The organism is Reyranella sp., from assembly GCF_965279465.1.
In the GTDB taxonomy this organism is placed as follows: domain Bacteria; phylum Pseudomonadota; class Alphaproteobacteria; order Reyranellales; family Reyranellaceae; genus Reyranella.
Map to the genome: position 1 here is coordinate 1,217,390 of NZ_OZ257242.1, position 17,769 is coordinate 1,235,158.

General features: G+C 65.6%; 13 protein-coding genes. 1 reads left to right on the plus strand and 12 read right to left on the minus strand.

The annotated features are described in order from the left end of the window. Positions 1 to 321: 321 nt before the first annotated feature. Positions 322 to 4,092, plus strand: coding sequence for a PAS-domain containing protein (locus ACQY8M_RS05885; protein WP_428669820.1), 3,771 nt, complete (start codon positions 322 to 324; stop codon positions 4,090 to 4,092). Positions 4,093 to 4,341: 249 nt separating this feature from the next. Here the strand turns inward: ACQY8M_RS05885 and ACQY8M_RS05890 are convergent, their stop codons facing one another. The 12 genes from ACQY8M_RS05890 to ACQY8M_RS05945 form a co-directional block, all read right to left on the minus strand. Continuing rightward, positions 4,342 to 5,256 carry a ParB/RepB/Spo0J family partition protein gene (locus ACQY8M_RS05890; protein ID WP_428669822.1) on the minus strand — a complete coding sequence of 305 codons (915 nt, stop codon included), beginning with the start codon at positions 5,254 to 5,256 and terminating at the stop codon, positions 4,342 to 4,344. Continuing rightward, positions 5,253 to 6,119 (minus strand): ParA family protein, encoded by an 867-nt coding sequence (locus ACQY8M_RS05895; protein WP_428669824.1) that lies wholly within the window; start codon positions 6,117 to 6,119, stop codon positions 5,253 to 5,255. The genes ACQY8M_RS05890 and ACQY8M_RS05895 overlap by 4 nt, the downstream gene beginning before the upstream one ends. Beyond that, complete coding sequence (gene rsmG, locus ACQY8M_RS05900) at positions 6,061 to 6,720, minus strand: 16S rRNA (guanine(527)-N(7))-methyltransferase RsmG (RefSeq protein ID WP_428669826.1); 660 nt, start codon at positions 6,718 to 6,720, stop codon at positions 6,061 to 6,063. The genes ACQY8M_RS05895 and rsmG overlap by 59 nt, the downstream gene beginning before the upstream one ends. A gap of 2 nt (positions 6,721 to 6,722) precedes the next feature. Then, complete coding sequence (mnmG, locus tag ACQY8M_RS05905; protein ID WP_428669828.1) at positions 6,723 to 8,630, minus strand: tRNA uridine-5-carboxymethylaminomethyl(34) synthesis enzyme MnmG; 1,908 nt, start codon at positions 8,628 to 8,630, stop codon at positions 6,723 to 6,725. Between the two features lie 55 nt (positions 8,631 to 8,685). Next, the gene (locus ACQY8M_RS05910) at positions 8,686 to 9,096 is read right to left on the minus strand and encodes a PIN domain-containing protein (RefSeq protein WP_428669830.1); all 411 of its coding nucleotides are present in this window, start codon (positions 9,094 to 9,096) and stop codon (positions 8,686 to 8,688) included. Positions 9,097 to 9,101: 5 nt separating this feature from the next. Further along, positions 9,102 to 9,317 carry a hypothetical protein gene (locus ACQY8M_RS05915; RefSeq protein ID WP_428669832.1) on the minus strand — a complete coding sequence of 72 codons (216 nt, stop codon included), beginning with the start codon at positions 9,315 to 9,317 and terminating at the stop codon, positions 9,102 to 9,104. Between the two features lie 100 nt (positions 9,318 to 9,417). Continuing rightward, positions 9,418 to 10,314, minus strand: a complete 897-nt coding sequence (locus tag ACQY8M_RS05920; RefSeq protein ID WP_428669834.1) for a Ku protein — start codon at positions 10,312 to 10,314, stop codon at positions 9,418 to 9,420. 7 nt (positions 10,315 to 10,321) lie between these two features. Continuing rightward, the gene (gene ligD, locus ACQY8M_RS05925) at positions 10,322 to 12,949 is read right to left on the minus strand and encodes a DNA ligase D (RefSeq protein WP_428669836.1); all 2,628 of its coding nucleotides are present in this window, start codon (positions 12,947 to 12,949) and stop codon (positions 10,322 to 10,324) included. A 3-nt stretch (positions 12,950 to 12,952) separates the two neighbouring features. Further along, entirely contained in the window at positions 12,953 to 15,034 is a 2,082-nt protein-coding gene (locus tag ACQY8M_RS05930) for a catalase (protein WP_428669838.1), read from the minus strand. 65 nt (positions 15,035 to 15,099) lie between these two features. Further along, positions 15,100 to 16,482, minus strand: coding sequence for a tRNA uridine-5-carboxymethylaminomethyl(34) synthesis GTPase MnmE (mnmE, locus tag ACQY8M_RS05935; protein ID WP_428669840.1), 1,383 nt, complete (start codon positions 16,480 to 16,482; stop codon positions 15,100 to 15,102). A gap of 4 nt (positions 16,483 to 16,486) precedes the next feature. Continuing rightward, positions 16,487 to 16,831, minus strand: coding sequence for a ComEA family DNA-binding protein (locus tag ACQY8M_RS05940; protein WP_428669842.1), 345 nt, complete (start codon positions 16,829 to 16,831; stop codon positions 16,487 to 16,489). Positions 16,832 to 16,837: 6 nt separating this feature from the next. Then, positions 16,838 to 17,728, minus strand: a complete 891-nt coding sequence (locus tag ACQY8M_RS05945) for a sugar ABC transporter substrate-binding protein (protein WP_428669844.1) — start codon at positions 17,726 to 17,728, stop codon at positions 16,838 to 16,840. Between the last annotated feature and the right edge of the window lie 41 nt (positions 17,729 to 17,769).

Here is a 17,769-nt window from a genome sequence, read left to right on the forward strand (position 1 = left end):
ATCTCAAGGACCTAGACGTGAAGACGGCGCCCCGGGGTGGGGCGCCGTCTTGTACGGTCGGAGATTTGGGAGGGGCCGACCGTAGGGAGCGTCGGTGGTGTGAGGCCGACGCTCGGGGAAGAATTCGCTAGCCGCAGAGCTGGATGCCCGCTTGACGCCCTGAACCTAATCGGAACCGATTTCGTACTAATTGCGCTCAACCCAAAATTCGTTTCGTCCGTTTCGTCGAAAGCCCTTCGTGTAACCAAAGAAACATTTTTTCGGCGTCGCGTTACCTGCTGGAAACGCACCTCAAGTGACGCTCGTGGGACGATGGGGATCATGGATGGGCTCCTGAAGGCGGACGCGCCGCCGCGCGAAATCCCGGCCGACGGTCCGGATCCCGTCCGCGTGGAACGGGCTCTCACCGACCGTCTGATGAGCAGCGGCCATAACCTTCGCTTGCTGGCGCTTGGCCTTTGGCCGCTCTTTGGTCTCGCCTATCAGGGCAACGCGCCGTTGTGGACGTTGGCGTCCCCGTTCACGCTGCATTTCCTATCGATCATCGGCTTCCTGTGGCTGGCGCGTGCCTATCGCCGCGAGCCCGAGTCGCGGCCGACCGAGACCTGGCGTCGCCTGTATATCCTTTATGCCAGCCTGACCGGCCTGGCCTACGGCATCGGCGGCGCGCTGCTGCTGTTGCAACCTTTTAGCGAACCGCGCCTGCTGGTGGCCGCGGCGCTCGCTCTCGCGGCCACCATGGCACCCGGCCGCTTCTACGAACCGCGCAGTTACATCGTCTTTGTGGCCGGCAATCTCGGACCGCTGGCCATCGGGGCGTTGATGTCGGGCGATCCCCTGGCACTTGCCATGGCGGTCGGCGCTCTGCTCTTCCTGGTGGCGCTGCTGATGCAGAACGCGGTCCAGTATCGCAACCAGCGCGACCAGGTGATGCTTTCCCTCGCCAACCAGGAGCTGGCACGTCGGCATGCCGAGGCCGAGGCGAGTTCCCGAGCCGCACACAGCTACCTGCACGATGCGATGGAGAGCCTGCCGATCGCGATCTCGATATGGGATTCCGAAGACCGGTTGGTGATGTGCAATCAGACCTACGCGAGGCACCTGCAGCATCTGCCGGAAGCAACGGCGCCAGGCGTGCGCTTCGAGGACGCCGTGCGCGCGGCCACCTACAAGCTGCCGGTGCCGCTCGCTCGGCCGGGCCGCGAGGAGCATTTCCTCAAGACAGCGACCGACCTGCACCGCAGCAACGGCGGAGTCTCGGAGTATCGCGTCGGTCCAGACCGCTGGGTACGCGGCCAGTCGCGCCGCACCAAGTCGGGCGGCGTAGTCACCAGCCTGGTCGAGATCTCCGAGGTCAAGCGGCGCGAACGGGAAGCGATGCAGGCGCACGCCGTCCTGCAGTCGGTCTTCGACAACATGAGCGACGGTGTGCTGCTCTATGAAGCGGACGGACACTGGGTCTACCAGAACCCGGCGATGGCCAAGCTGCACGACATGTCGGACACGCTCCTGCACACCCTGCCGACCTTTGCCGATATCATTCGCTATCGCGCCCAACGCGGCGACTACGGACCACTCGACGCGCTGCCCGGTGGCCTCGAAGGCTGGATCGAAGGCCGGGTGCGACGCTTCAACCTCGCCGACCAGCCGGCCGAGCGGCGGCGCACCACGACCGGCCGCACCGTCGAGGTCACCTATCGGCGGCTCGCCGACAAGCGCGTGCTCACCATCCATCGTGACCTGACCGACATCGTCGAGCAGGAGGAGCGGCTGAGGGCCGCGCGTATCGAATCGGAGAAGACGCGGGAGACCTTGCAGAGCGTGGTCGACAACATGATCGACGGCGTGATGCTGGTCGATCGCGACTTCCAGCTCCGCTTCATCAACCGGCAGGTCAACGACTTCCTGAAGCTCGAGCCAGAGGTCGCGACGCCGGGCGCCTCGGCCTACGACATCCTGCGCTACCAGGCGCGGCGCGGCGACCTGGGTCCGGTCGACTCCGAAGACGAGCTCGTGGCTAGGGTGGTCGAACGCGCTGACTCGATGCGGCAGTCGGGTGGCCTGCGCTACGAGCGCCGCAGCCAGTCCGGACGCTTCATCGAGTTCAATTTCCGCCCGATCCCCGATGGCGGCATGCTGGCGATCTATCGCGATATCACGACATTGAAGGAGCAGCAGGCCGAGGTGGAACGCGCGCGCGCGCGCGCCGAGGCCGCACAAACCCTGCTCGACGATGCCTTGGGCAGCATGACAGGCGGCGTCGGCATCTGGGGGCCCGACGAGCGCCTGATCCAGTGCAATGCCGCCTATCGCGCGGTCAATCGGGACATCCCCGACATCGTGGCGCCCGGCACCACGCTCGAGGTAGCGGCACGCGCGGCGATGCGGGCGCAGTACGAGCTGCTCGACCTACCGGTCCCGGTCGACGAGGTCGAGCGCCTGGCCAAGACCATCGTCGAGCTGCACCGGCACGGCGAGGGCGCGCTGGAATTCCCGATCGGGCCGAAAGCCTGGACACGCCTCACCGCCGCGCGAACGAAGTCGGGCGGCTTCGTCTCGCTGTTCACCGACATCAGCGAGCTGCGCCAGCGCCAGAGCGAGCTGCGCAGGGAGCGCGACGTCGCCAAGGCCGCACGCGATGAGGCGGAGGCCGCCAACCAGGCCAAATCGACTTTCCTCGCCACCATGAGCCACGAGATCCGCACGCCGATGAACGGCGTGGTCGGCACGGCCGAGCTGCTGGCACGCGAGCCGCTGACCGAGCGCCAGAGGCGCATGGTCAGGACGGTGCGCGGGTCGGCGGCGGCGCTGATGCGCATCATCGACGACGTCCTCGACTTCTCGAAGATCGAGGCCGGGCGCATGGAACTCGAGGAAGCGCCGTTCTCGCTGCGCACGCTGATCTCGGGCACCGCCGAAGCCTTGTCGGCCCAGCTCGAGAAGAAGGCCCTCGGCCTCGCCATCGACATCGATGCCGGCACGCCGGACGCGTTGCTGGCGGACGCCACGCGCCTGCGCCAGATCCTGCTCAATCTGATCGGCAACGCGGCAAAGTTCACCGAGGTCGGCAGCATCGCCGTGCGCGCCCGCGCGCTGGCGATGGACGACAGTGCAGTCACCCTTGCGCTGTCAGTGACGGACACCGGCATCGGCATGACTGCCGAGCAGCAGGCGCGGCTGTTCACGCCGTTCTCCCAGGCCGATAGCTCGACGACCCGCCGCTACGGCGGGACGGGCCTCGGCCTGTCAATCGTGCGACGCCTGGCCGAGCTGATGGGCGGCACGGCGACAGTAGAGAGCACGGTCGGCCAAGGCTCGACCTTCACGGTCACGGTCAAAGTGCGGCGTGGCGGCGATCCTGCCGGGGCCGACGACCCGGCGGAGCCGCCGCCCTTGCCCCCCAAGGGCGTGCGCGTGCTGGCAGTCGACGATTCCGAGGTCAATCTCGAAGTGCTGGTCGGCCAATTCGAGATCCTCGGTCTTCCCCTCGACACCGCGATCAACGGCATCGAGGCGCTGACGCTGTGGCGCGCACGGGCGCATGCGCTCGTGTTGACCGACATCCACATGCCCGACATGGACGGCTTCGAGCTGACCCGCCAGATCCGCGCAGAGGAGAGTATGATGCCGGGGCGTCCGCGCACACCGATCGTCGCGCTGACCGCCAATGCGCTCAAGGGCGAGTCCGATCGCTGCCTCGCCGCCGGCATGGACGACTATCTGACCAAGCCGCTGACCCTGGATCGGCTGCGCCAAGCCGTGGCACACTGGGCTATGGACCACACCGAAGAACCGGCTGTCGACCGCTCGATCGTCGAGGAGATGTTCGGTGGCAACGAGAAGGCGGTCGCGCGCATACTGGCGCGTTTCAAGGACGCCGGCGGACGGATGGTCGACGAGATCGGCGCCGCGCGCGAGAGCCGGGAGCGACTCACCGAACTCGCGCATAAGTTGAAAGGGGCGGCGCGTGCAGCCGGTGCCATGACGCTGGGCGATCTCGCTGCGACCCTGGAGAAGTCGGGACGCGGTGAAGATGTCGATGCCCTGCAGATGGAGTGGCACAGAGTAGCGGCCGAACTCGGCGCCAGGTGAGGGCCAACCCGTCGGAGAGCGTCCGTCGATCGGGCGCGTGATCATGATCGTTGGACCACGCGCACAATCTCTCTTCGACTAAGCTCAGCGCCTGCGAATGTTTGTCCACGCAAGCCATCATCTTGCTGCTGGGAGCGCGGCTCTCCAGAGCCGCTCATGGAGTATTGCAACCAACGAATATGAGCGGCTCTGGAGAGCCGCGCTCCCAGCAATACGAGGGGTCACCAGCTATCACGATGACAGGCCCGATCAGCGGCGAGTCAGGCGGTCCACTACCGTGTCGAGCTGATCGTAATCATCGATTTCCAACGTGAGCATGGTCTTCTCGCCGCCGCGCGCGGTGAGCGCAACCTTCAGGCCAAGTGCCTCTTCGAGTCGCTTTTCCAGCGCACGCGTATCGGCGCTCTTGGTTTCGCCACCGGCTGCGCCCTTCTTGCCGCCGGACGCCTTCTTCAGCCGCTCGCCGGAGGCCAGGTGTTCGAGGTCGCGGACATTGAGCTTCTCGGCAACGACGCGCTTGGCGATCGCTTCGGGGTCGGGAAAGGCCAGCAGCGCACGGCCGTGCCCGGCGGAGATCTCGTCGCGGCGAATCATGTCGCGCACCGCCTCCGGAAGGTCGAGCAACCGCAACGTGTTGGCGATGTGTGGACGGCTCTTGCCCATGGTGCGCGCGACGTCTTCCTGGGTCTGGCCGAAGTCGCTGATCAGACGGCGGTAGCCTTGCGCTTCATCGATGGCCGTCAGGTCCGCGCGCTGCAGATTTTCAACCAGCGCGAGTTGCAGCGTGTCCAGATCGTCGAGGCTGCGGACGACGACCGGCACCTCGTGGAGCTGCGCCTTCTGCGCCGCCCGCCAGCGGCGCTCGCCGGCGATGATCTCGTAAGCATCAGATTCGGCGGCGATCGGTCGCACTAGGATCGGTTGTAAAAGACCGAACTGGCGCACCGAATCGACGAGTGCGTCGATATTCTCGAAGGTCGTACGCGGCTGGTACTTGCCGGCACGCAGATGCGCGGTCGGCAAAGTCATCGGTGCACGGCTCGCCGGACGCGGCGCCGTGTCCGGCGTAGCAGTCGGCGAGGCGACTGCGGCAGCGACTTCCTGGTCACCGAGAAGGGCGGACAGACCACGGCCAAGGCCGCGCGATTTGGGAGCTTGGCTCATGACGGTCCTGTTTCTGACGGTTCCGCTTCGCCAGCCTGTGCAGCTTCGGCGGCGGTGCGGCGGCGGTGGATAAACTCGCTCGCTAAGAGAATGTAGGCCTGCGCACCGGCGCAGGCATTGTCATAGATCAGCACCGGCAAGCCATGCGACGGCGCCTCGGCGATGCGTACGTTGCGAGGAATTGTCGTGCCGAATACCAGCTCTCCGAAATGGCCGCGCACGTCGGCCACGACCTGTTGGCTGAGCGTCATGCGGCGATCGACCATCGTCAGAATGACCCCGGCTATATGAAGGCGAGCATTGAGAGACCTGCGGACCCGATCCACGGTGTTCCGGATAGCGCCGATACCCTCAAGAGCCAGGAACTCAGCCTGCAGCGGCACGAGGACCGCATCGACCGCGACGAGCGCGTTCAAGGTCACCAGGCCAAGCGAGGGCGGGCAATCGATCAGGATGGTGTCCCACCGGGCACGTGCGTTGTTGCCAGGCGCCGTCAGCGCGTCGGCCAGTCGATGCTCGCGCCGTTCCATATCGATAAGCTCGATCTCGGCGCCGGCGAGCGACTGGTCGGCCGGCATCACCGCCAGACCCGGGATCTGGGTTGCTCTAATCGAGTCGTCGAGCGAAGCAAGGCCGAGGACGAACTCATACGATCCGGGTGAGCGCTCGCTTCTGCCGACGCCCAATCCGGTTGAAGCATTCCCCTGGGGATCCAAGTCTATCAATAGGACTTTCTCGCCAATGGCTGCCAAGGCTGTCGCGAGATTGATGGCCGTCGTGGTCTTGCCGACGCCACCTTTCTGGTTAGCGATCGCGAAGACCTTTGGCGCTGAACTGGGTAACTCGGAGGAGGACGGCGTCACGATCGGTCACGCTGGAAAAAGATTGGGATTGAATGTCCCAGTCGGTCATGGCCTCGGTCAATTCGGCTTGCCAGCCTTTGCCTTTGTGGAAAAGGCAAATAGCAGTATCCGAACGATGCGGGGAGGCCCAAGCGAGCAACTGGGCGAGCGGAGCGAGGGCGCGGGCGGTGACGATATCGGCTTTGACCGCGGGCGCGGCTTCGATCCGGCTGACGACGACTTTTGGCAGGTTTTTCAAGCCCATACGGCGGCCGGCCTCGCCCAGGAAGGCACCTTTCCGGGCGTCCGATTCGATCAAGGTTATGCCGAGGTCGGGCCGTAGCGCCGCGAGGACCAGACCGGGAAATCCACCGCCGCTGCCGAGATCGACCAGTGTTCTGGCATCTTTCGGGATCAGGGGTAGAAGCTGCGCCGAATCGAGAATGTGGCGTGTCCAGACTTCTGCCAGCGTCGCCTTTCCAACCAGATTGATTGCTTTTTGCCATCGCCCCAATGTGTAGACCAAAGCTTCGAATTGGTCTCGTGTTTCACGTGAAACATCCACACGAAGGTCTCGCATCTCCTCCAAAAAGAGCTCTCGCCCGGCATGAATATGGCTCATGGTCAGGCCGCGCGGCGCCGAACGAAGCGAAGCAGCGATACCAACGCGGCCGGCGTCACACCGGAAATCCGGGCAGCCTGGCCCAGGGTCGCCGGCCGATGGATTTCAAGCTTCTGCCGGATTTCGCTACTAAGTCCGCCGACCTCTGAATAGTCCAGACCATCCGGCAGTTCCAAAGCCTCGTCGCGCCGATAGGCCGCGATGTCCTGACGCTGGCGACCGAGGTAACCTTCGTAGCGGGCATCGACCGACAACTGCTCCGCAATTGCCGGAGGGATGCCAGCAAGTTCCGGCCACAGGGCGACGAGGCGACCCCAATCGATATCCGGATAGGCCAGCAAATCCATCGCCGAGCGAACGATGCCATCCTGGTTGATCGCAACGCCGCGCTTGGCCAGGGCCGAAGGGCTAGACCGAAGCGCCGTGAGGCGCGCGCGCCCATCTTTCAAGGCTTGGTGTTTCACGTGAAACACTTGGGCTCGCTCCGAGCCGACACATCCCACGATCAATCCCTTGGGGGTCAGGCGTTGGTCCGCATTGTCCGCGCGCAGCCATAGTCGATACTCGGCACGCGAGGTGAACATCCGGTACGGTTCAGTCACGCCCAGGCTGACAAGATCGTCGACCAGAACCCCCAGATAGCCGTCAGCGCGATCGACCTGAAACGCCGGCGAGCCGGCGGCGGCTAACGCGGCATTGAGGCCGGCGATCAGACCTTGCGCGGCAGCTTCCTCGTAGCCGGTCGTCCCGTTGATCTGCCCGGCCATGTAAAGGCCCGGCATTTGCCGCGTCTCCAGGGTCGCATGCAACTCTCGGGGATCGATATGGTCATACTCGATCGCATAACCCGGCCGAAGCATGATGGCCCGCTCGAGCCCAGGGATGGTCCGCAGCAATTCCGCCTGAACCTCCTGCGGCAGGGAGGTCGATATGCCGTTGGGATAGACGGTCGGGTCGTCCAGACCCTCGGGTTCGAGAAAGATCTGGTGCCGCTCGCGCTGGGCGAAGCGGACGACTTTGTCCTCGATCGACGGACAATAGCGAGGTCCCACGCTCTCGATCTGGCCGGAGTACATCGGAGCCCGGTGAAGGTTGGCCCGGATGATCTCGTGGGTGGCCGCCGTCGTCTCCGTGATGTGGCAGGCGACCTGCGGCGTGGTGATCTCGCGGGACAGATAGGAGAAGGGCTGCGGCGGCGTATCGCCATCCTGCCGTTCCAACGCGCCGTAGTCGATCGTGCGGCCATCGAGCCGCGCCGGAGTGCCGGTCTTGAGCCGGCCCAAGGCAAACCCAGCCGCCCGCAATCGCAGGGCCAGTGCAGTCGACGGTGGCTCGACGGCATCTCCTGCGATATCACCGGGAACGCCATCCCTCTGGCCACGCGCGCGTCCCGCCGGGATCTTGATCTCTCCCAAATGAATCAAGCCCCGAAGGAAAGTTCCGGTGGTCAACACCACGCGGCCCGCGCCGATCTCCTCGCCATCCTCCGTGACCACGCCCGCACAGGCGCCAGCCGCATTCACAACAACATCCGCGACTGCCTTCGCGCAAATCTCAAGATTGGCCTGCTCGCCCAGCAGCGACTGCATGGCCTGCCGATAGAGCTTTCGATCGGCTTGGGCGCGCGGTCCGCGAACGGCGGGCCCCTTGGAAAGATTGAGCATGCGAAACTGGATGCCGGCTCGGTCGATTGCCCGTCCCATCACGCCATCCAGCGCGTCGATCTCCCGTACCAGATGGCCCTTGCCCAGCCCGCCGATGGCCGGATTGCAAGACATCTCGCCGATCGTATCCAGTCGATGGGTCAGCAGCAGCGTGCGCGCGCCAAGTCGCGCCGAGGCCGCTGCCGCTTCGCAGCCGGCATGGCCGCCACCCACCACGATCACGTCATAGCGAAAGCTTGTGCGCATGGTGCGGTAAGTCGGCGATTACGGTTCCCCGGTCAAGGGCAGCCTGAGGTTGCCGTCATTGGAATGGATCCACAATGAGAAGGGAGCCGATACGGCGACCGTGCTGCATATCTTCCGAGAGCAGCTCTTCGCAACCCAACGCCTGCGCAGAGGCGATGATCGCGCTGTCCCAATAGGACAGGTGGTGCCTTCCGCAGATCTCGAGTGCAGCCCTCACGATATTCAGCGAGATCTTCTGAACAGGAAAGCGGCTCCACGCCGTGATCAACGCAACAGCGGCCTGATGCGGGACGGGGTTTGAACGCGTCGCCCTGGTCGCTTGACAATAGAATTCCTGCAGCACCTGCGCTGACAGCGCCACGTTGTTCCCCTCCAGAACCTCGATCGCGTGCTCGCGCTTTCGTCGCTCGGATGGCGAACTGCTGATCGAGTACAGCAGGACATTGGTGTCAACGAACCGAAGCACCCAGTCTATCGCCGCTTATCGTACAATTCTTCGCGACTCAGCCGGTCGGCCGCGCTGAAATTGGTGATCTGCTCACGCACGGCCGTCTCAAGTCGTTTCAGCCGCTCGAATTCGCCGCCATCTGCTGCCAGATCGATGAGGAACTGCCGAACAAGGGCTGACACAGATGTGTCCCGCTCCGCAGCCTTCATGCGCGCCCGACGGTACACTTCGTCGTCCACAGAAACTGTGATATTTCTCACAGAAACACAGTAACGCCTCGAACAGCGCATTTCAAGGCAAGATCATTCAGGCTGAGAATGCTGCGTCAGGACCTCACCATCAGGCGGCGCGCCTGCGGGCCGGCTTCTTCTTGGTCTTCGCCTTCGTCTTTGCCTTGTCCTTGCGCGCAGCCATGAAACGTTCGGCCTTGGCGCGCGATGCGCCGCCGCCCTTCAAGCTGTCCCTCAGGGCGGCCATCAAATCGACGACCTTCTCGTCCTTTGCCTCAGGCTCCTCGGCAGTTACGGGCTGGCCCTTCCTCTTCCGCGCGATCAGCTCGCGCAGCGCATCCTCGTAGCGGTCCTTGAACCGCGTCGGGTCGAATTTCGCCTCCTGCTGGGCGATGATCTTCTCGGCGATATCGAGCATGCCGGCGTCGGGCTTGGGCAGGCGACGCTCGAACACGCCGGCGCTGCTGCGGATCTCGTCATGAGTCCGCAAGGTGGTGAGCAGTATACCGCCATCGCGGGGTTCGAGCGCGCATGGCCGTTCGCGTTGATGCAGCACCAGCTGGCCCAGCGCGACCTTGCCTTGCTTCTTCATGGCGGCCTGGATCACGGCGAAGGCCTCAATGCCCGTCTTGCCGGCCGGGGCGAGGTAGTAGGGCTCGTCCCAGTAGATGCGGTCGATTGCGTCGGCATCGACGAATTCCCGGATGTCGATGATGCGCGTCGACTCGAGCTTCACCGCATCGAGTTCATCCTTGTCGAGCAGGATGTATTTGTTCTTCGAGACTTCGAAGCCCTTCACCAGATCAGCGCGGTCGAGGGCGCGGCCGGTGACGGCATCAACCGTCTGCATGCGGATGCGGTTGTTGGTCTTCGGATTGATCAGGTTGAAGTGGACATCGGCGGTGCGCTCGGTCGCGGTGTAAAGCGCCACCGGACAGGTCACCAGCGACAGACGCAGATGACCCTCCCAGGTCGGCCGCATCGCCTTGCGTTGTGCCTTCGCCATCGCCGCGTCACCCCTTGGAATTGATCAGCGCCTGGATCGCCTGCCGCAGCGGTACGGCGCTCTTGTCGTAGTCGCGCCAGGCCTTGGTCTTCTTGAGCAGCGCCGGCACGGTGCGGATCGTGAAACGCTTCGGGTCGAGGCCGGCCTTCACCTGGCTCCACACCAGCGGCATCGACACGGTCGCTCCGTCGCGCGCGCGCGGCGAGAGCGGCGCGACGGCCGTCGAGGTCCGGTCGTTCCGAAGATAGTCGAGGAAGATGCGACCGGTCCGGTCCTTCTTCGCCATGCTGAGCAGATAACGGTCAGGTTCCTCGTCCGCGAGCCGCCGGCACACCTCCTTGGCGAAGGCCTTGGCAGCATCCCAGTCGGGACTCTTCCTGTCGTTGGTCAGCGGCGTGACGACGTGCAGGCCCTTGCCGCCGGTGGTCTTGCAGAAAGTCGCCAGGCCGAGCTTCTCCAGCCGCTTGCGCAGCTCGAGCGCCCCCCTGATCACCTCGTCGAAGCCGACGTCGGGTGCGGGATCGAGATCGAACACCAGCCGTCCCGGCAGATCGGGAACGCCCGGCTGGTTGTTCCACGGATGCAGCTCGGTCGTACCGATCTGCGCGACGGCGGCGAGAGCCTCCTTGCGATCGAGCTGGACATAGGGCTTCCGGTCGCCGCTCACCTTGACCTCGGTGATCAGGTGGGAGCTGCCGGGCATGGCATGGCGCTGGAAGAACTTCTGGTCGCCCTTGATGCCGTCGGGCGTGCGCACCAGCGAGCAGGGCCGGCCCTCGAGATGCGGCATCATCCAGTCGCCGACCGCCTCGAAATAGCGCGCCAGCTCGATCTTCGTGATCGGCGGCTTCTCGTCCGGCCACAGCGGCTTGTCGGGATGGGAGATCGTCACACCCATCACAACGGCAGGACCAGATGGCGCAGGACCCGATACGGCAGACTTCGGCTTGGCCACCTTGGTCTTCTCCGGCTTGGCGGGCTTCTCAGCTTCAATCTCAGCGGCCGGCTTGTCGGCACGCAGCCCCTTGAACGCAGCCTGCCGTACATTGCCGTCACCGGTCCAGCCGGCAAACTCGATCTCGGCGACGAGTTCCGGCCGTGCCCAATGCATGTTGCTTTCCTTGCGCGGGCTCGCACCGGCCGCGAATGGGCTGGTCTTGCTCTCGACCTTCTTCAGCTCCGGCAGCAGCTTGCGCATCACCGGCTCGCTGAAGCCCGTGCCGACCCGACCCACATGAACCAGCTTGGCGTGCTTTCCTTCTCCGCGATACACGCCCGCGATAAGCGAGCGAAGCTTACGACCCTCTTGCGTCCAGCCGCCGATGATCACTTCCTGGCCGCCGCGGCACTTGGCCTTGGTCCAGGTGCCCGAACGCGTCGACTGGTAGGGCGCGTCCCGCTGCTTCGAGACGATGCCTTCGAGATGCATCCGGCAGGCCGAGGAAAGCACCGCGTCGCCTGCCGTCTCGAGATGCTCAACGTACCGGATCTGCTTGCGCTTGTCCTTCAACCCGGCGAGCAGCTCCTCCAGCCGCGCCTTGCGGTCGACCAGCGGCAATTGCCGCAAGTCCTCTCCGTCGGCGAACATCAGGTCGAAGGCGAAGTAGATCAGGTCTTCGGACTTGCCTTCCGACAATGCCGCCTGCAGCCCGGCGAAATCGGGCGCACCGGTATGGTCCAGGGCGCAGGCCTCGCCATCGATCATGCAGTCCGGCAACTGCTCGGCGATATCGGCAATTGCCTGAAATTTCTTCGTCCAGTCGAGACCCTTGCGCGTCTTCAGTGTCGCCTTGCCGTCCTCGACGCGCAGCTGCAGCCGATAGCCGTCGAGCTTGATTTCATGCACCCAGCCGGGGGCCGACGGCGCGCGGTCGACGAGCTTGGTCAGCTGCGGTTCGATGAAGTCCGGCATCGCGCGGACCTTCTTCGCTTCGCCCTTGGGCTCGGGTGCCACCGCCTTGTCGCCGCCGCCCTTCTTCTTGCTGTCCCAGACCGCGCCCGCAGTCCGCTTCCTCGCCGTCATGAAGGGCGTCGGCGCCTTGCCGCTGCCGATGGCGATCTCGCGCAAGGTGCGACCCGACGCGACCGAGGTCTCGTTCTCCTCGAGCACCGCATCGTCGCTACCGTCCTTCGACGCATCATCGCGATGCTTGATCAGGAGCCAGTTGGTCCGCTTCCCGCCGCCGCCCTTGCGATCCCACTTCATCCGGACGAGCACCCAGCTGCCCGACAACCGCTCGCCGGCCAGGGTGAACTTCAGGTCGCCGCGCTTCAGCCCCTCATGCGGATCGCCCTCGGGGATCCAGTAGCCGCGATCCCAGAGTTGCACCGTCCCGCCGCCGTACTGGCCTTTGGGAATGGTGCCTTCGAAGTCGCCGTAGTCGAGCGGATGGTCTTCGACCTCGACCGCCAGCCGCTTGACCTTGGGGTCGAGCGACGGGCCCTTTGTCACCGCCCACGACTTGAACACGCCATCGAGCTCGAGCCGGAAGTCGTAATGCAGCCGCGTCGCGTCGTGACGCTGGATGACGAAACGCAACTGCGGCGCCGCCGAGACGGAGGCCTTGCCCGAAGGCTCGGCCGTCTGCCCGAAATCACGCTTGGCGCGATAGGGTGCGAGGCTGTCTCGGCGCATGACTCACCGGGGCGGGTTCACCAGAGGATCACGGTCCCAGATCCTATGCTTCTTCGCCGCAGCGATGAAGTCGTCGACGCCTTTGCCGACCGAGACGATGCCTGGCGCTGCCGCATCCAGGCCGGCCTTGCCGAACATCGCTTGTGCGGCATTGTTGAAGCCGATCGCCTTGAGATGCCCGAAGGCATCGCGGAGCCAGTTGATGGAAGCCGCCATGCCCAGCAGGATCGGCATCTCGGCCTGACCCGGCAGCAGCACCACCGCGTCGAACAGGCAGGATGGTCCACCGTCGATCGTCATGTCGGGCGTCAGGCCATTCTTCATCGGACCGATCCTGGGCGCGACCAGCTTGAGGGTCGCGCCTTCCTTTTTCACCGCCTTCTGCAACGCAACGATCGCCTTGGCATCGCTACTGTCGGTGATCAGGGCGGCGAGCGTGCGGCCCTTGATCGTGGCCGGCGCCTTGGCCACCAGGCTGAGCGCGGGAGAGGGCTTCAGGTCGTCGCGCGGCGCGACGGCCGGGGCGATCTTGTCGGCCATCCCGGTCATCGCCATCGCGGCGGCGACCCGCTTGCCGAGGTCCGGATCGATCAGGTCGAGATGGCCCAGCATGCGCGTGCGCACCGAGACCGTCTCGACCTTGCTGAGCTCGAAGGTGAGTGCGCTCACGATGTTGGTCTGCTCGGGCGGGGTCATCGAGCGATAGAACTGGCGTGCCTGCGAGTAATGGTCGGCGAAGGTCTCCGGCCGCTTGCGCAGCTTCGGGCCCGACTCCGGATCGGGGAAACTCGCGAAGCCGCGGGCCGGGTTCTCGCGCGGACCGTCCGGATCGAGCGAGTTGGGCTCATAGGAAACCCGCCCCGCCGGCACCTGCATCTGCATGTGGCCGTCGCGCTGGAAGTTGCGGAACGGACAGACCGGCGCGTTGACCGGGATCTGGTGGAAGTTCGGCCCGCCGAGACGGATGAGCTGCGTGTCCTGGTAGGAGAACAACCGGCCCTGCAATAGCGGATCGGGGGTCACGTCGATGCCGGGCACCAGGTTGCCGGGATGGAAGGCGACCTGCTCGGTCTCGGCAAAGAAGTTCGTCGGATAGCGGTCGAGCACCATGCGGCCGATCGGCGTCAGCGGGATAATCTCCTCGGGAATGATCTTGGTGGCGTCGAGGATGTCAAAATCGAGCGAGTCCGCGGTTTCCTGGTCGAACGCCTGCACGGAGAGCGTCCATTCCGGGAAGTCGCCGGCCTGGATCGTCTCGAACAGATCGCGGCGATGATGGTCGGGATCGGCGCCGGCGATCTTCACGGTCTCGTCCCATACGGTGGACATGGCGCCGACCGACGGCCGCCAATGGAACTTCACGAAGGTCGACTCGCCCTTGTCGTTGATCATCCGGAACGTGTGGACGCCGAAGCCCTCGATGTGGCGCAGCGAGTAGGGGATCGTGCGGTCCGACATGATCCACATCACCATGTTCATGCTCTCGGGCATGAGCGAGATGAAGTCCCAGAAGGTGTCGTGCGCCGTGGCCGACTGCGGGAAGCCGCGGTCCGGCTCCATCTTCACGGCATGGACGAGGTCCGGAAACTTGATCGCATCCTGGATGAAGAAAACCGGGATGTTGTTGCCGACCAGGTCGAAGTTGCCTTCCTCGGTATAGAACTTCACCGCGAAGCCGCGCACGTCGCGCGGCGTATCGACCGATCCGGCGCCGCCGGCCACGGTCGAGAAACGGGCGAACACTTTCGTCTTCTTGTTCGGGTCCTGCAGGAAGGCCGCCTTGCTGAACTTCGAAGCGCCGCGCAGGGGCTGGAAGTAGCCATGGGCCGCGGAGCCGCGCGCATGCACGATGCGCTCCGGAATGCGCTCGTGGTCGAAGTGCGTGATCTTCTCGCGAAGGACGAAGTCCTCCAGCAAAGTCGGACCGCGCGCGCCACTCTTCAGCGAGTTCTGGTTGTCCGAAACCGGGATGCCCTGGTTGGTCGTCAGCGTGTTGTCGCCAGAAGTGGTGGTCTGATGCGTCTCGCCACCTTCCGTAACAACGGCGGAAGGCGTCCTCGACGAACGCTTGGTCGGCTTGGTCATGAAAAATCCCCACGTCCTGGCAATGACTCTCGACAAGATGAACGTGAGTAGGGGAACCGCGGTTCCTACTTGCCGATGCAGAAGTCCCGGAAGATGACGTCGAGCAGCTCGTCGATGCGGACCGTGCCTGTGATCCGGCCCAGCGCGCGCATGGCGAGCCTCAGGTCCTCGGCGGACAGCGCTATCTCCGGCGCCTCAAGGGCGCGGTCGAGAGCTGCGTGGGCTTCCATCAGCGCTTCGCGGTGACGCGCACGGGTGAGCGGCGGCACGCCGGCACCCTGCTCCATCAACTCGCTGGCCGAGCGCTCGATACGCGCCAACAACTCGGGCAAGCCGGCGCCCGACTTAGCCGACAAGGCCACGGCGCCGGTTGCCTCGACGGGCGCGATGTCGATCTTGTTGACGACAACGATGTCTCGCGCCGCGACCCAGCGCGTCGCCGCCGCGGTCAGCGCCTGCAGGGTGACCGACCAACCGGTATCGCTGGCGTCGAGCACAAGTATCCGCAGGTCGGCCTCGTCGGCCCGAGCCCGGGCGCGACGCACGCCTTCCTGTTCGATCGCATCGCCGGTCTCACGCAAGCCGGCGGTGTCGGCCAGCACGACCGGCCAGCCGCCGAGGTCGAGATGAACCTCGATCACGTCGCGCGTAGTGCCGGCGGTCTCCGACACGATCGCCGCCTCGCGCCGCACCAGCAGGTTGAGCAGCGAGGACTTGCCCGCGTTGGGCGGACCGATGATGGCGATGCTCAGCCCGTCGCGCAGGCGCTCGCCGCGCCGGTCGTCGAGATGGGCCGAGATCTGGTCCCGCAGCCGGATGATGGCAGCCGTCACCGCAGCGGCCAGGCCCTCGGGCAGATCCTCGTCCGGGAAATCGATCGCCGCCTCGAGATGGGCGAGGGCTCCGAGGCCCTGCATGCGCCAGTCCTCGTAGAGACGGTGCAGCGCGCCGTCCATTTGCTGAAGCGCCAATCGCCGTTGCTGCTCCGTCTCGGCGCCGACCAGATCGGCGATCGCCTCGGCTTCGGTGAGGCCGAGTTTCCCGTTCTCGAAAGAGCGGCGGGTGAACTCGCCGGGCTCGGCCAGGCGGCAGAAGCCCAGCCGCTGGATCGCCGCCAGCGCCGCATTCACCACGGCGCGCCCGCCATGCAGATGCAGCTCGGCCATGGTCTCGCCGGTCTCGGTGTTGGGGGCCTCGAACCAGACGACCAGCCCGCGATCGATCGTCTCGGCGCTCAGCGGATCGAGGACTGTGCGCAACGCCAGGCGCCGCGGCGCGGGCAGGGCGGGCTCACGTGCCGAACGGCCGCGTTCGAAGGCTTTCCGCTCCGTCAGGAAGATCAACGCATCGGCCGCCCGCGGACCGCTGAGGCGAATGACCGAGAGCGCGCCGGGATGCGCCCGCGAGGGTGTCGGCGTGCCGAGCGCATAAATCGTCGTGTCGTCCATGACGTCAGCCGCGCTTGGCGGGTGCGGCCGGAGCAGGTTTCGGCGGCGGTGGCGCGGGCGGCGGCGGGCGGGCGAACACCTTGTCGGAGATCTTCTCGTACAGCGCCTCGGGGATCAGCCGGCGCTCGACCAGCTCGGTCTTGGCTTTGAACGGCCGCGCCCGGATGATCGCGTCCGCCCGCACCTCGCCGATGCCGTCGAGCGTCATGAGGGCGTCGCGGCTCGCGCTGTTGAGCTCGAGCTGGTTGCTGGCCGGTGCGGACGCGGGCGGCGGCGCCGGGCGTGTCTGCGCCCAGGCGAGAGGTCCGCAGAACGCCAGCGCAAAGGCGATGAAGACGGCGTAGCGCATGGCTGGTTATCGCACGATCTCGCCCCAGCCGGGACAGGGCCGGTCGGCCATCGGCACCGTCCATTGGTCGATGTTGCGCCGGTCGATCAGCGCGGCCGGCACCATGATCTCTTTTGGCACCGGCTTGCCATCGAGATGGCGCAGCACGGCGCGGGTGGCGATGGCGGCGATGTTGAGCGCACTGAAATCGGCCGTGGCGAGCATCGTACCACTCTGGATGTTGGCGATCGCTTCGGGCAGCCCGTTGACGCCGACGACCTCGGCGCGCCGTCCCGCGGCCGCGAGGGCGTCGACGGCGCCGAAGGCCATCATGTCGTTGGCGGTCCATACGCCGTCGATCTTCGGATACGCAGCCAGGAGCTCGGCCATTGCCTCCCGGGCCGGTGCACGTTGGAGATAGCCCACCCGGGCGCCCAGCAGCTCGATGCCGGGATGCTCGGCCACCGCCTGCCGCAATCCCTTGCCCCGATCGCGGGCGGTCGGGGCTGTCGGCGTGCCGTCGAGCGCGACGATGCGGCCCTTGCCGCCCAGCCCGCCGATCAGGGCTGTGGCAACAGCGTGGCCGATCGCGACGTCGTCGGAGCCGACGAAGGTCAGGGCGGGCCCGGTCATGCGGTTGATGAAGACGGCGACCGGGATGCCCGCGGCTGCAAAGCGCCCGAGATCCTCGGCCATCAGCCGGTCGTCCGTCGGGTTGAAAACCACCCCGGCCGGCCGGGCGGCCAGCGCCTCGATCACCAGCGCCTTCTGCTCGCCGACGTCGTCGGGCGTCGCGGGTACGTAGTGCATGGTGCGTGCGCCCGATTCGGCGGCGACCCGATCGGCCGCGCTGCGGGCGGCGTCATAGGCGGGATTGAGACGATTCTTGGTGAAAACAGCGAGGATGGGCGGGGTCATGGTCCTATTTTAGCCCGCCCCGGCCCTGTAGTATCCGCCCG

Coding starts and splice junctions, on each gene's coding strand:
- ACQY8M_RS05885 (WP_428669820.1), top strand. CDS start 322: ATGGATGGGCTCCTGAAGGCGGACGCGCCGCCGCGCGAAATCCCGGCC.
- ACQY8M_RS05890 (WP_428669822.1), bottom strand. CDS start 5,256: ATGAGCCAAGCTCCCAAATCGCGCGGCCTTGGCCGTGGTCTGTCCGCC.
- rsmG (WP_428669826.1), bottom strand. CDS start 6,720: ATGAGCCATATTCATGCCGGGCGAGAGCTCTTTTTGGAGGAGATGCGA.
- mnmG (WP_428669828.1), bottom strand. CDS start 8,630: ATGCGCACAAGCTTTCGCTATGACGTGATCGTGGTGGGTGGCGGCCAT.
- ACQY8M_RS05920 (WP_428669834.1), bottom strand. CDS start 10,314: ATGGCGAAGGCACAACGCAAGGCGATGCGGCCGACCTGGGAGGGTCAT.
- ligD (WP_428669836.1), bottom strand. CDS start 12,949: ATGCGCCGAGACAGCCTCGCACCCTATCGCGCCAAGCGTGATTTCGGG.
- ACQY8M_RS05930 (WP_428669838.1), bottom strand. CDS start 15,034: ATGACCAAGCCGACCAAGCGTTCGTCGAGGACGCCTTCCGCCGTTGTT.
- mnmE (WP_428669840.1), bottom strand. CDS start 16,482: ATGGACGACACGACGATTTATGCGCTCGGCACGCCGACACCCTCGCGG.
- ACQY8M_RS05940 (WP_428669842.1), bottom strand. CDS start 16,831: ATGCGCTACGCCGTCTTCATCGCCTTTGCGCTGGCGTTCTGCGGACCT.
- ACQY8M_RS05945 (WP_428669844.1), bottom strand. CDS start 17,728: ATGACCCCGCCCATCCTCGCTGTTTTCACCAAGAATCGTCTCAATCCC.